Source organism: Flagellimonas amphidinii (assembly GCF_013090115.1).
Lineage (GTDB): Bacteria > Bacteroidota > Bacteroidia > Flavobacteriales > Flavobacteriaceae > Flagellimonas > Flagellimonas amphidinii.
Genome location: NZ_JABFNN010000030.1, coordinates 16,645 through 29,463 on the forward strand (window position 1 = coordinate 16,645; position 12,819 = coordinate 29,463).

Below are 12,819 nucleotides of genomic sequence, written 5' to 3' on the forward strand. Positions count from 1 at the left end.
CAAAATTTTTTATTCCATGAATATTCTGGTCATAGGTTCTGGTGGAAGAGAGCATGCTATCTCCTTAAAAATTTCTGAAAGCCCATCAACTTCAAAACTATTTGTTGCTCCTGGCAATGCTGGAACAGCAAAGATTGCCACCAATGTTGAGGTTGGTGTCAATGATTTCGGCTCAATTAAAAAACTTGTTGTTGAAGAAAGCATCAATTTAGTCGTGGTTGGCCCAGAAGACCCTTTGGTAAAAGGTATTCATGATTTTTTTCTGGAAGATGACGAGCTAAAAAACATTCCTGTAATAGGTCCACAAAAAGCAGCCGCGGCATTGGAGGGCAGTAAGGAGTTTGCCAAAGAATTTATGATGCGGCACAATATCCCTACTGCAGCCTATCAAAGTTTCACTTCGGACAATTTGGAGGAGGGATATGCCTTTCTAGAAAGCCTAAAACCACCTTATGTTTTAAAAGCGGACGGTTTGGCTGCCGGTAAGGGAGTTTTGATACTTCAAGATTTGGGCGAAGCCAAAACCGAGCTAAAATCCATGTTGTTGGACTCCAAATTCGGACAAGCAAGTGCCACGGTGGTCATTGAAGAGTTTTTGGATGGCATTGAATTGAGCTGTTTTGTATTGACAGATGGAACGAATTATAAAATCCTTCCCACAGCAAAAGATTATAAAAGAATAGGAGAGGGCGATACCGGATTGAACACAGGTGGTATGGGCGCAATTTCCCCTGTTCCTTTTGCCGATGTTGATTTTATGAACACCATTGAGGCCAAAATCGTAAAACCGACGGTAGAAGGCCTTAAAAAGGATAATCTCCCCTATGTTGGATTCATTTTTATCGGGTTGATCAAAGTTGATGGCGAACCTAAGGTTATTGAGTACAATGTGAGAATGGGCGATCCAGAAACCGAAGTAGTAATGCCAAGGATAAAGAGTGATTTGGTTGAGGTGCTTCTTGCCATGGCAGAAGGCAGGTTGGACCAAATAGACTTACAAATTGATGAAAGGGCAGCTACAACCGTAATGGCAGTATCCGGAGGTTATCCAGAAGCTTATGAAAAAGGAAAAGAGATTTCAGGTGTTGAAAATATTACCGATTCCTTGGTGTTTCATGCGGGCACTAAACTATTGGAAGGTAAAGTTGTCACCAATGGAGGTCGCGTAATTGCAGTAACTTCCTTTGGAAAAGACTATAAGGAAGCCTTACAACAATCCTATCAAAATATGGAAAAACTCCATTTTGATGGAATGTACTACCGAAAAGATTTAGGGTTTGATCTATAGGTAAGAATGAGAGCTGATGCTCTTGTCCTCTTCACCATTATCATTAAAGATTTTCAACTGCTTCATCCAGTAGACCATGGCAATAAAACCAATAACCATAAAAATCCAATTAATGGTATTGGCACCCCACCAGCTGTGCATAAAACGGAAAAAATCATAAGGGGCAAACAAGTAGTTTACAAATAAGTCCTCAATGCCATAAAAAAACTTGCTCATCTTAGCTATATTTACTTTACAAAAGTAGCAAAAGATAGGATGTTATCAAGCTTTTTCGGAAAAACAAAGCCCATAAATTATATTGTCTTATCTGGGTTTTTACTTCTCTTTTATAGTATTGACCTACTTTTTCGGGTGGAAGGCAACGTCCAAGGAACAAAACTCTTTTTGGAATTTTTAAGTTTTGGGGCTTTGTTGCTATCTATTTTTATCATTAATGAGATCGTTCGGACAGAAAAGGTGACGGATTTCAATTCGTATGCCATGCTGTTTTTTGTGTTGTTGCTCATCGCATTTCCGAATACGATGATGGATGGCAATGCCATTTTTTGCAACTTCTTTTTGCTTTTGGCCATATGGAGGATAGTTTCGGTTAGGTCACTTCGTAATGTAAAGCATAAAGTTTTTGATGCTTCTTTTTTAATTGGGGCGGCAAGTCTATTTTATGATTGGGCCCTACTTTTTTTAATACCAGTCTTTGTGATCATAAATGTCTATGACAGGAAAACGTTCAAAAACTGGTTGGTTCCTTTCGTGGCTCTGATCACAGTTTTCATCCTATCTTTTACCCTACTAAAACTGACCGGATATCTTGCTTTTTTCGAAGAACACTATCAATTTACCACAGATATTTTTAGCGACTGGTCTTTACAATTGTCAAGCACTAAATTTTTGATGTATACCCTGTTGTTCTTTGTTATAATGTTCTTCGTTTTTTTAAGAACAAGGAAAATAGGGGGAGGCAAACTGGTCTTGCTTCGAATAATTTTCTTCATATTCATTTTAGGGTTTGGCATATGTATTTTCAAATGGAAAAATTCTTCGCTCATCCTGCTTACTTTTTTCCCTGCTGCGATTTTCTTGGCCAATTATGTTGAAGGAATTCGAAAGCCAAAATTTCGGGAGTTGGTACTTGCTTTGGGGATAGCTATTCCCATTTTGCTTTTTGTTCTGGAACATAAACCTTAAGGGAGAAAGCAATATCTTTGCCCAAATTGACGCATCTATGTTTAGCACCCTTGCTTTCAGTATTTTTCAAGAGAGTATCGATACATATCACATTAAGGACAATGTATATCAGGAATTTGTAAATCCTTATCCAAAGGATAAAGTGGAGCATTTGTTGTACCGAAAAAATTGGATTGATACCGTGCAGTGGCATTATGAGGACATTATTAGAGACCCAGAAATAAATCCGGTAGATGCCCTGGATCTCAAGCGAAAAATTGATGCCAGCAATCAAGATAGAACGGATTTGGTTGAATATATTGATAGTTACTTTTTGGAGAAGTACAAGTCGGTAACAATTCAAGAAAATGCCACTATCAATACGGAAAGCCCTGCTTGGGCCATAGACAGACTTTCAATTTTAGCCTTGAAAATCTACCATATGCAAGAAGAGGTGAACCGTAATGATGCTTCCCCAGAACATATTCAAAAGTGTAGCGAAAAACTAGCGGTACTTTTGGAACAGTGCAAAGACCTATCCACAGCCATTGACCAATTATTGGCGGATATTGAATCGGGCAACAAGTACATGAAAGTCTACAAACAGATGAAAATGTACAATGACGATGAACTAAACCCTGTGCTTCGTGGACAAAAAGGGTAAATCTGCCCATATGTTGATCATTCGCCTTTCAGCCATGGGCGATGTGGCCATGATTGTTCCAGTATTGCGTGCCCTGATTGCCGAATATCCTCAATTACAGCTCACGGTACTTACCAAAAAACCATTTTTACCCATTTTTGATGGAATTGAACGTGTAAATGTGTTTGAAGCGGATGTTAAAAAAAGACATAAAGGACTTACGGGGCTATGGAAATTATATAAAGAATTGAAAGTATTTGGGTTTGATGCCGTTGCTGACCTTCATAACGTATTGAGAAGTAGCGTTTTGAAAAAATACTTTGCTCTAGAAAAAACACCGTTTGTACAAATAGACAAGGGTAGAGAGGAAAAAAAGGCGCTCACACGTAGTAAGAACAAAAACTTCCAGCAACTTAAGACCACCCATCAACGTTATGCTGACGTGTTTGAGCAATTGGGTTTACCTGTTGATTTGGGGAGAGTTCATCTTTTGGAACGCAAACCACTTTCAGACAAAGTATTGCAATTGGTTACTCAAGATGCCAAAAAATGGATTGGGATAGCTCCTTTTGCTGCACATGAGGGTAAGATGTACACTTTAAAACGAATGCAAGAGGTAATACAGAGGTTAAATGATACCGATAAGTATAAAATATTGTTGTTTGGAGGGGGAGCCAATGAAGTTGAAAAACTGGAAGAAATTTCATCAGCGTTTAAAAATGTAAAAAATATGGCTGGAGTCCTTTCCTTACCTGAAGAATTGGAACTGATTTCCAATTTGGATGTGATGCTGTCCATGGACAGCGGGAATGCCCACTTAGCTACAAATTACGGAATTCCTGTGGTGACGCTTTGGGGGGTAACGCATCCGTTTGCGGGTTTTTATCCCTTTGGCCAACCCAAGGAGAACGCCTTGTTGGCAAATCGGGAGAAATATCCATTGATTCCCACTTCTGTTTATGGGAACAAGGTTCCCAAAGGATACGAATCTGTGATGGAGACCATAGAACCGCAACAGGTTTTGGACAAAATTTTGAAGGTTCTTGAGGTTTAAACCACAGGTACGTGCTCGGTAATAGATCTAAAATACTGTTTCAATTGTTGAATGTATTGGTATTTCAATTGTCCGTTGTTGGAGTTGCCCATCAATAGGGAACGCATCCCTAAATAAGAAGCGATAACATAAGTGGCCACGCCTTCACAATCCACATGGCGAGCAATATGTCCATCCAGTTTACCTTTTTTTAGCACAGAAACCAGGTTTACTTCCCACACGCTAAGGATATCTTTTAAGTATTTGCTGATTTCCTCATTACGCTTATTAAACTCTGTCAAAAAATCATTCAGCATAAAACCATAGGCCATTTCATTGCTGTTGGAAGGCTCCAAAGCCTTTTCTAAACTCTCTACAATAATGGGCAAAGGATTTTCAAAAGTATTCAAAGGCTCTACGAGCAGGGAATACACTTTTTGAACAATCAAGGTCTGTACAATATTGATAAAGAAATCCTCTTTGGATTTAAAGTGATGGTAAAAGGCGCCCTTGGAAAGGGACAGTTCTTTAAGGATATCGTCCAGACTAGTATTGTAGTAGCCTTTGGTGTGGAAGATTTCCAAGCCTTTTGCACACATAAGGTGCATGGTCTCCCGTTTTTTTAAAGTGGTTTTCATAAGATTTGGGTTTAGGGGTAAACTAGACCGTTAAGTCTGTTACAAAGATTTTCCAGAATCGTTTGGAACTAAATAATTTGGGATGTATTTGTAAGAAAAATCGGTGAAAAACCTAAAAAGTGGTGAAAAACCCACTATCCAAAAAATTAAACCGACCGCCGAGTCGGTTTAAGCGATGTTTTATTGGGATAAAATGCATGGCAATTTTTGAAACCTATCTTTCAATTGTGCTAGATTTCAATGAAGAAACCCCTAACTTCACTCATGCTACTTAATAGTTCATTTTTAAGGATATAAAGCTGTAATAAGAGATTGAAAAATGAATAAGACCAAACAACTACTTTCCGAGACATTTCAAATTTGCATAGGTATATTGTTGGCCAGTATAGGGTTAAAAGCATTTCTGCTGCCAAATGGATTCTTAGATGGCGGGGTAACCGGCATTGCCATACTAATAAGTCAACTATTTGATTTAAATATTTCTATAGTCCTATTGATTTCGAGTATTCCATTTTTGATACTTGGATGGAGTACGTTAACCAAAAAGATAGTGCTAAAATCATTCTTATCTATTTCAGCGCTGGCAATATTTATCCATTTTGAAAACTTTACAGCGGTAACTGAGGATAAATTGCTCATTGCAATTTTTGGAGGTTTGTTTCTGGGAGCAGGTATTGGAATAACAATAAAGAATGGAGCAGTTTTAGATGGTTCTGAAATACTGGGCATATTTGTCAATAATCGCTATGGAATCAGTATAGGTAAAGTTATACTCCTATTTAATATTGTCCTTTTTTCAATCACGGCATTCTTGATCTCAATAGAAGTATCTATGTATTCGGTATTGACTTTCTTGATCACTGCAAAAGTGATTGACCTTATGATGGAAGGATTTGAGGATTATGTTGGTCTCATGATAGTTTCTGAAAACCCAAATGAAATTGAGTCTGCCCTGGTCAAAGAGATAGGTATAGGAATTACAATCTATAAAGGGTCAAATGGATATGGGCAACGGGGAAAAAAGGCAAATGAAGAAATAATACATACGGTAATCAATAGAATTGATATTAATAGAACCTACCGTTTAATTGAAAAATTGGACAATAAGGCATTCATCATTGAATTTGATGTAAATAATGTAAAAGGAGGAATCCTCAAGAAATATCTGAGTTAAAATACTATCCGAATTGAGATTTAGGGATAAACCAAACCATTAAGTCTGTTACATGGATTTTCGAGAATCGTTAGTAGTTAAGCGATTTGGGATGTATTTGGAAGAAAAATCGGTGAAAAGCCTAAAAGCCGATAACTCAGCTTTGCCCAAAAAATAAAACCGACTTGGCGGTCGGTTTAAGGGAACAATTTTGAGGATAAGATACACTTTACTTTGCCCCTTTTAAGGCTTTCCTAAGGAGCTGTTCAGCAAATACAATGATTAAAACAACGGATTTGCCCTTGACAATCTTACGATTTCGCTATATTTCCATTGAAATCCAAGAACTGCACATGGCTCCACAATGAGCTATAATTCAATCAAAAAACGTGAACAATTCAGAACATACAAAATCTCATAAGCTTAAAGGTGGGACATTCATGGGGCTAACCCAAAAGATGAAAACCTTAAATGGTTTTACCCTTACTAAGACCAATCATGGTCAGAATATAAAAGTCCCCAAGCATGAGCATGAACATCCCTACATCAGTTTGTTGCTCCATGGCCTTTATCATGAGGAATCCATTATATCAAAAGATTATATCAAAACAGGAGCTTCAGTGTTCAGACCTAAAGGATTTGAACATAAAAATGAAATAGGATCGCACATAAGCTTTTGCTTCAACATTGAAATTGAAAAGGAGCTCCCCAATGAAAAGAATCTTTTAAAAAGTACGCAATATGTTCAGTTTGAAAGAAACAACATAGAAATCTTTAAAATTTATTTTGGCTTTCAAAACCATCTTTCAGATGAGCTTTTATCTCTTACCGTTGAAGAAAACCTGCATCTTTTATTTCAACAACAGCATGCAGAATCCTCACCGGGCAGGGCATTATGGATAAATAAAATAATTAAGGAAGTTAGATTAAACCCTGAAAGGATATATAATCTGGATGAAGTGGCCGACTCCTTATATCTTCATCCCAATTATTTTGTTCGAAAGTTTAAATCCAAGACCGGCCTTACTTTTGGGGAGTTTTTATTGAGGCAACGTATTTCGAACGCAATCGACCAGATGTTACATTCCAACAAAACGCTTACCGAAGTTGCCGTTGAAAGTGGTTTCTACGATCAAAGTCATTTTATTAAACATTTCAAACGGTTTTTTGGTACTACACCATCCCAATATAGACAGGTTGTAAAAGGTTAAGTCCATACAATTTAATTTTTCCCAAGTAACATTTCTTTGTGCTTCATTACTAAACTTTCTTTGTATGAAGCTAATATTGTTGATTGTATTATGTACGCTATGCTCAGTGACAGTTGCCCAAAATAAGTCTGCTCCTTATTCAAAAATAGACAGCACTAATTTTAAGAAAGTATATCCGTATGCCTTGAGGGGAGACATGAATACGGTTTTTGAAATGTTGAAAACGACCGAGGATGTTTCCTTGACCGAGCATCAAAGAGACAAAAAGAACAAATACTATCAACGTTTTTTATATCGAAACGAAGATTTTGATTACAACACCAATGATCCAGAAATCATAGACCTTTATAATCGCTTTCAACATTACTGGCGATCGGTACTTATTGAAAATGTGGTACAGAAAGTGGCAGATAGCCTATTTAGGTACGAGATGGGTTATTTTCTCAAAAAACACTACAAGCCCGAATTCAGCATTGAAAAAATACAAAAGGAGTATTATACACTTTTTCAAGATTTTTTTAGGTCTAAAAATATGTTTGGGTTAGGCGTGGGAAAAACCGGCCATTTGTATGACCTATACCTTTGGAAAGATCAGGAAGAAAGAAATTATAGTATAGATCTTCCCGAAGGGCAGAATATAAACGTTTCAGTAGTCTTTATGCGTGATTTTGTAAGCAATGGGTGGGCTCATTACACCACTTTAGGACACAGTTATAGTGGAGGGTGGGCAACTTCTGAGAAACTTTTTTGTGCAGAAGAATCCTATGGACCAAAGGACGAAGAAGAGTTTTTGGTAAGCTATATTTCCCATGAAGGACAGCATTTTTCGGACTACAAGCTATTTCCAAAATTGAAACAAGCCGATCTAGAGTATAGAGCAAAGCTGACAGAATTGTCTTTGGCCCAAACCACTACTCACGATATATTGAATAAATTCATTACCAATTCAAAAAATGATGTGTCTTACGCCCATGCCTATGCCAATTATATGGTGATAAAGCTGTTATCTGAAAATATCTTTGAATCCGGTTATGAATCAAATCTTGAAAAATGGGAAAAAATACCCACAAAAAAAATCAATAGGTCAGCATTAAAACTATTAAAGAAGCATTCAAAAGAGCTCAAATCTTTGGGAGCTAACTCAACTGAAGCTTATATCACCACGTTATAAAGCTTTAAGAAAACCTGATTAAGCCACCGTCCCCTGACAACTGCTCCCGGCTCCGGCGGTACACCCATAGCAATGTTGGGAGATAATGATATTTCTATCGTTTAGTATGTCCTCATTATAATCCTTAATGTGTTTTACCTTGCTCGCTACTTTTAGGTCCAGCATCTGGTTAAAATCACAGTCGTACAACCACCCGTCCCAACTTACGGAAATGGTATTGGTGCACATCACATGGGATACCGCAGCCGGATTATATGCTTCCACCAGCGCATACATATAATCCTCATAATTTTCAGAAGCGATCAAGTAGTCCAAAAACCGGGAAATGGGCAAATTGGTAATGGCAAACAGGTTGTGGAAGTCAATATCAAAATCTTCCTTGAGTGCTTTTTTAAAATCCCGCTCCATGGCAGCTTGGTCCCCGGGCAAAAATGCCCCCGAAGGATTATAGACCAAGTCAAGGCGCAAATCAATATCTGGCATCCCGTAACCCACAGCATTCAATTCTTGCAGGGCCTTTATGGATTTATCAAAAACCCCATCCCCACGCTGTTTGTCCGTTTTGCCACGAGTGTAGTGCGGCATAGAAGAAACTACGTGCACATTGTGTTTCTTGAAGAACTCGGGCAAATCATAATATTTTTTATTGGCCCGGATGATGGTCAAATTGGAACGCACAATAAAATCTTGGATGCCAGCTTTGGCTGCTTCCTCCACAAACCACCTGAAATTGGGGTTCATCTCTGGGGCCCCACCGGTAAGGTCCAAGGTATGCGCCCCGGTGTTTCGGATGACCTCCAAACACTGTTCCATGGTTTCTCGTGTCATAATTTCCTTTCGGTCCGGCCCTGCATCCACATGACAGTGTTCACAGACTTGGTTGCACATATACCCTACATTGATTTGTAGGATTTCCAACTTTTTAGGGCGAAACGGAAAATGCCCTATTTCTGCAATTTTATCCTTAAAAAAGGGCAACTCTCCATCAGCAAAAAGACTTCCATTCAAGATTTCCAACTGCTTATTGGTTTCCGCAAGCTCATTTTCTCTTGCTTTGAGGGATTTTTTAGCCGCCTTTTTGATTTGTGGCAATATACTTTGCTCCATTTTTTTAGCTGTTTGTTGGGGGTTGTTTGTTGTTAGTTACATCAACTAGGAACTATCAACTAACAACGATTCTACATTGATAATTTGTTGTACTTGTTCATCATTTGCACTCCGTGTACCAAAGTGGCTCCACTTTCAATGGCGGCACCGGCATGTACGGCCTCCATCATTTCTTCTTTGGTAATGCCACGTTGCAATCCGTCCTTGGTATAAGCATCTATGCAGTACGGACATTTGACCACATGGGCCACGGCTAAGGCAATCAGTGATTTTTCCCGGGCGCTCAAGGCTCCTTCTTCAAACACTTTACCATAGTAATCGAAGAATTTGTTTCCAAGTTCCTCGCTCCATTCTGTTATTTTTCCAAATTTTCTAAGATCCGCTGGATCATAATATGAGTTTGCCATTTGTTTTGCTTTTTGGGTTGTGGTGAACGTAAAACGGTAGAATTACGTCCAAATCAATTCGTAATCGGGGCTTTACAAGCCGAAATAGGATAGGGATTAAGCAAAACTGAAAGGTGATCCCTTATTGGAAGGGACTCGTAGCGGAATTTTAGGAAGCGCTTCCAAAGGAGGTGAAATGAAGCTGCTATTCTGATCAAGTAAGCTTGAAAAGAAACCGATCCATTTTTTGGATAAGGTTTTGATATGGTTACAAAGTAATTTTAAGTCCGCAACCGAATCAATATCAATGAGCTTGTCCAAAGCATGAACAGCGGCACCCTTTGTTTTAAAATAGGATGTAGTCTTTTGGTAAAGGGCAGCTTGTTGCCAAGGCAATGCTTCAAAAGCTTCGGCATCAAAATGGGAACGATGCATCCCCAATAAATAAAATCCACCATCCAAAGAAGGACCTAGGACCACATTTTGCGGTGTCAACCGTCTGTGGGCATCTAAAATGTGGGATTTCCTCAAGTTGGGAGTATCGTTTCCAATAGAAATGACTTGGGAATACCCTAGCTGAAAAACACTTTGAATGGCATGGGACAAACGTTTTGCAAAGGTTTCTCCTCGCTGTTCCTTTTCAGAAAAATGAAAATAAGGCAGTCCGGTTGCCTTGACCATGTCTAAAGTATGATGTGTAAGTTGGTCAAACAGCGAAGGATTTGCACAATTTTTTTTGGCAAGGGCATCCTTTGCTGCAGAATTTGCAAAGATGAGAACCGCGGTATTTTGAATTAACTTTTTATGCAATGCAATCATCAATTACCTTAAACTTACGATAAAAATCAATAAGGTTTTGGTCGACATCAATGGACTTGAATTACATTTTTGATGAAAAAAATTAAAATACATCAACCGACCCATCAGTCGGTTTAGAATATCAAGGGTTCTTTTACCGACCAGATTAAAAAAGAAGCATTATCGATGAAATGCACAAAAATTAAAATTTCGATTAATTTTCAGACTGTTGAGTTTGTAAAAGTCTCTTAAAAATGGAACTGAAATCGTAAAATATTAGCACAAGATTCTAATTTTGTAGTGGTTTATCGCCTCAATTCAACTAGACATGAATATTTCCAAAGCAAAATCCATTGGACTGGTCCTTTCTGGGGGAGGAGTTCGAGGAGTAGCCCATATTGGTTTGATCAAAGCCATGCAGGAACACGGATTGCAGGCCCAAGTGGTGGCAGGTTCAAGTGCGGGGGCATTGGTAGGGGCTTTATATGCCAATGGAAATACTGTGGAGGAAATGTTGCATTTTTTTAAGGAGACCCCTTTGTTCCAGTACAGTTTTTTTGCGATTAACAAACCGGGATTAATCGACACTGAACGATATTTTCATCTTTTTAAAAAGTATTTTCCCATAGATACTTTTGAAAGTCTTGAAAAACCCTTGCACGTGGTGGCCACAAATTTGTTGTTGGGTAAAGAAAAGATGTTTGATCAAGGGGAGTTGATAAAACCTTTGTTGGCATCAGCGGCTTTGACCCCTGTTTTTAGCCCAGTGGAGATTGATAACACGTTATATGCAGATGGCGGCATTATGAACAACTTTCCTAAGGAATATGTGAATGGTAAAACCGATTTTGTTATTGGAAGCAATGTTTCTATAGCCTCGGAATTACAAAAGAAAGATTTGAAGAACTCCCTACAATTGGCAGGTAGAGTTACTAGTTTGATGATTTATGCTTCAAACCATAAAAAACTACAAGAATGCGATTTGTTCATTGAACCGAGTGAACTTGAAAGTATTGGTATGTTAGATAAAAAAGGTATTGAAAAAGCCTTCACTATTGGTTACCTAGATGCAAAAAGAGCTTTGGAAGAAGCTTATGCCGCTTGTTAGAGTTTTTTGCCCTAATCACTATTTTATACGTCGTCGTAATCAACGGTGAGTGTTGGGGTCACTGGATGTGCTTGGCAGGTTAAAATCAACCCTTCGGCAATTTCCCCATCCGTAAGAATCTGATTTTTTACCATTTCGGCCTTTCCATCTTTTACTCTGGCAATGCAACTGCTACAAACCCCTCCTTGGCAGGAATAGGGAGCATCAATATCTTCATTAAGAACTGCATCCAGTACCAATTGTTTTTTATCCATGACCAAAGAAAAGGTTTCGTCATCAACAATGACTTCTACTTTGGTCTTTCCATCCAAATCTTTGGCCAAGGTATCCTCGGTATCGGAACTGGTGAACAATTCAAACAATACCTTTTCCTTTGGAATACCGTTTTTGGTCAGCGTTTCAGATACGTTATGGATCAGTGCTTCAGGTCCGCAGAGGTAAAAGGCATCAAATTCAGTTTCCTTGAATTTATTTTTGAGAATATAATTGACCGTTGAGGTTTCAATTCGTCCGAACAAGCAGTCAACCTCTTGTGATCGACTATATACGTGCTGAACAAAAAACCTTTCAGTATATTTTTCTTGTAGCGCGTCAATTTCATTCAAATACATGGTTTCTTCAGGCGTTTGATTTCCAAAAACCAATACAAATCTGTTCTCTGGATGGCTCTCCAAAACAGTTTGTGCAATACTCATTATTGGTGTAATTCCACTTCCAGCTGCAAAAGCCGCAATATTTTTAGAAGAACCATCATTGTCAAAAACAAAACGACCTTCTGGTGGCATCACTTCCAAAATAGCACCAGTCTCCAACTTTTCGTTGGCAAACACTGAAAATGTACCGTTCGGCATTTTTTTGATTCCCACAGTCAGTTTTCCGGTGGATGGTGCGGATGAAATGGAATAAGCCCTTCGTAATTCCTTGCCAACCAACTCTTTTTTGATGGTAATGTATTGCCCTGGTTTGAATGCAAATGCACTCGTAAGTTTTTCAGGGATTTCAAAAGTTAAGGCTACAGCATTCGGGGTCAATTGATCTACAGCGGAGATTTTTAACGCGTGAAAGTCGCTCATAAAGACAATTTTAGTGCAAAACTAAGGATTCGCACTATTTTTAAGG

14 protein-coding genes are annotated in these 12,819 nt (G+C 38.5%); 8 read left to right on the forward strand and 6 right to left on the reverse strand.

Going from position 1 to position 12,819, the window contains the following annotated elements; genetic code table 11:
• Positions 1–16 precede the first annotated feature (16 nt).
• Positions 17–1,288: a phosphoribosylamine--glycine ligase gene (purD, locus tag HJC33_RS06645; protein ID WP_171658029.1), complete on the forward strand. Its 1,272-nt coding sequence runs from the start codon at positions 17–19 to the stop codon at positions 1,286–1,288.
• On the opposite strand, the gene HJC33_RS06650 is transcribed toward purD, so the two are convergent.
• The gene (locus tag HJC33_RS06650; protein WP_171658030.1) at positions 1,283–1,504 is read right to left on the reverse strand and encodes a DUF6341 family protein; all 222 of its coding nucleotides are present in this window, start codon (positions 1,502–1,504) and stop codon (positions 1,283–1,285) included. The genes purD and HJC33_RS06650 overlap by 6 nt on opposite strands.
• Positions 1,505–1,543: 39 nt before the next feature.
• On the opposite strand from HJC33_RS06650, the gene HJC33_RS06655 reads away from it, so the two are divergent.
• Genes HJC33_RS06655 through HJC33_RS06665 form a run of 3 tightly spaced genes read left to right on the forward strand, consistent with a single transcriptional unit; the run spans position 1,544 to position 4,149 of the window.
• The gene (locus HJC33_RS06655; protein ID WP_246245503.1) at positions 1,544–2,473 is read left to right on the forward strand and encodes a DUF6427 family protein; all 930 of its coding nucleotides are present in this window, start codon (positions 1,544–1,546) and stop codon (positions 2,471–2,473) included.
• A gap of 37 nt (positions 2,474–2,510) precedes the next feature.
• Positions 2,511–3,116 (forward strand): DUF4254 domain-containing protein, encoded by a 606-nt coding sequence (locus HJC33_RS06660; RefSeq protein WP_171658032.1) that lies wholly within the window; start codon positions 2,511–2,513, stop codon positions 3,114–3,116.
• A complete protein-coding gene (locus HJC33_RS06665; RefSeq protein ID WP_272621253.1) occupies positions 3,100–4,149 on the forward strand; it encodes a glycosyltransferase family 9 protein in 1,050 nt (349 codons plus the stop codon). Before HJC33_RS06660 ends, HJC33_RS06665 begins: the two co-directional genes overlap by 17 nt.
• Here HJC33_RS06665 and HJC33_RS06670 read toward each other — a convergent pair.
• Positions 4,146–4,766: a TetR/AcrR family transcriptional regulator gene (locus tag HJC33_RS06670; RefSeq protein WP_171658033.1), complete on the reverse strand. Its 621-nt coding sequence runs from the start codon at positions 4,764–4,766 to the stop codon at positions 4,146–4,148. The two genes, HJC33_RS06665 and HJC33_RS06670, sit on opposite strands and share 4 nt — an antisense overlap.
• A gap of 319 nt (positions 4,767–5,085) precedes the next feature.
• Between HJC33_RS06670 and HJC33_RS06675 the strand changes: the two genes are divergently transcribed.
• The 3 genes from HJC33_RS06675 (at position 5,086) to HJC33_RS06685 (ending at position 8,301) form a co-directional block, all read left to right on the forward strand.
• Positions 5,086–5,940, forward strand: coding sequence for a YitT family protein (locus HJC33_RS06675; protein WP_171658034.1), 855 nt, complete (start codon positions 5,086–5,088; stop codon positions 5,938–5,940).
• 437 nt (positions 5,941–6,377) lie between these two features.
• Positions 6,378–7,130 carry a helix-turn-helix domain-containing protein gene (locus tag HJC33_RS06680; RefSeq protein ID WP_171658035.1) on the forward strand — a complete coding sequence of 251 codons (753 nt, stop codon included), beginning with the start codon at positions 6,378–6,380 and terminating at the stop codon, positions 7,128–7,130.
• A gap of 64 nt (positions 7,131–7,194) precedes the next feature.
• Positions 7,195–8,301, forward strand: a complete 1,107-nt coding sequence (locus HJC33_RS06685; protein WP_171658036.1) for a hypothetical protein — start codon at positions 7,195–7,197, stop codon at positions 8,299–8,301.
• Positions 8,302–8,319: 18 nt separating this feature from the next.
• Here the strand turns inward: HJC33_RS06685 and arsS are convergent, their stop codons facing one another.
• The 3 genes from arsS to HJC33_RS06700 form a co-directional block, all read right to left on the reverse strand.
• A complete protein-coding gene (gene arsS, locus HJC33_RS06690; protein WP_171658037.1) occupies positions 8,320–9,408 on the reverse strand; it encodes an arsenosugar biosynthesis radical SAM (seleno)protein ArsS in 1,089 nt (362 codons plus the stop codon).
• 71 nt (positions 9,409–9,479) lie between these two features.
• The gene (locus tag HJC33_RS06695) at positions 9,480–9,815 is read right to left on the reverse strand and encodes an arsenosugar biosynthesis-associated peroxidase-like protein (protein ID WP_055397919.1); all 336 of its coding nucleotides are present in this window, start codon (positions 9,813–9,815) and stop codon (positions 9,480–9,482) included.
• A gap of 96 nt (positions 9,816–9,911) precedes the next feature.
• Positions 9,912–10,613 carry a TIGR04282 family arsenosugar biosynthesis glycosyltransferase gene (locus HJC33_RS06700; protein WP_171658038.1) on the reverse strand — a complete coding sequence of 234 codons (702 nt, stop codon included), beginning with the start codon at positions 10,611–10,613 and terminating at the stop codon, positions 9,912–9,914.
• A 307-nt stretch (positions 10,614–10,920) separates the two neighbouring features.
• Between HJC33_RS06700 and HJC33_RS06705 the strand changes: the two genes are divergently transcribed.
• Positions 10,921–11,700, forward strand: a complete 780-nt coding sequence (locus HJC33_RS06705) for a patatin-like phospholipase family protein (protein WP_171658039.1) — start codon at positions 10,921–10,923, stop codon at positions 11,698–11,700.
• Between the two features lie 23 nt (positions 11,701–11,723).
• Here HJC33_RS06705 and HJC33_RS06710 read toward each other — a convergent pair whose 3' ends face one another.
• Entirely contained in the window at positions 11,724–12,773 is a 1,050-nt protein-coding gene (locus HJC33_RS06710; protein WP_171658040.1) for a ferredoxin--NADP reductase, read from the reverse strand.
• Positions 12,774–12,819 lie beyond the last annotated feature (46 nt).

Bases quoted from the DNA above. Each gene is read 5' to 3' on its own strand.
- HJC33_RS06655 (WP_246245503.1), top strand. From the start codon at position 1,544: ATGTTATCAAGCTTTTTCGGAAAAACAAAGCCCATAAATTATATTGTC.
- arsS (WP_171658037.1), bottom strand. From the start codon at position 9,408: ATGGAGCAAAGTATATTGCCACAAATCAAAAAGGCGGCTAAAAAATCC.
- HJC33_RS06660 (WP_171658032.1), top strand. From the start codon at position 2,511: ATGTTTAGCACCCTTGCTTTCAGTATTTTTCAAGAGAGTATCGATACA.
- HJC33_RS06680 (WP_171658035.1), top strand. From the start codon at position 6,378: ATGAAAACCTTAAATGGTTTTACCCTTACTAAGACCAATCATGGTCAG.
- HJC33_RS06695 (WP_055397919.1), bottom strand. From the start codon at position 9,815: ATGGCAAACTCATATTATGATCCAGCGGATCTTAGAAAATTTGGAAAA.
- HJC33_RS06685 (WP_171658036.1), top strand. From the start codon at position 7,195: ATGAAGCTAATATTGTTGATTGTATTATGTACGCTATGCTCAGTGACA.
- HJC33_RS06670 (WP_171658033.1), bottom strand. From the start codon at position 4,766: ATGAAAACCACTTTAAAAAAACGGGAGACCATGCACCTTATGTGTGCA.
- HJC33_RS06650 (WP_171658030.1), bottom strand. From the start codon at position 1,504: ATGAGCAAGTTTTTTTATGGCATTGAGGACTTATTTGTAAACTACTTG.
- purD (WP_171658029.1), top strand. From the start codon at position 17: ATGAATATTCTGGTCATAGGTTCTGGTGGAAGAGAGCATGCTATCTCC.
- HJC33_RS06675 (WP_171658034.1), top strand. From the start codon at position 5,086: ATGAATAAGACCAAACAACTACTTTCCGAGACATTTCAAATTTGCATA.
- HJC33_RS06700 (WP_171658038.1), bottom strand. From the start codon at position 10,613: ATGATTGCATTGCATAAAAAGTTAATTCAAAATACCGCGGTTCTCATC.
- HJC33_RS06710 (WP_171658040.1), bottom strand. From the start codon at position 12,773: ATGAGCGACTTTCACGCGTTAAAAATCTCCGCTGTAGATCAATTGACC.
- HJC33_RS06705 (WP_171658039.1), top strand. From the start codon at position 10,921: ATGAATATTTCCAAAGCAAAATCCATTGGACTGGTCCTTTCTGGGGGA.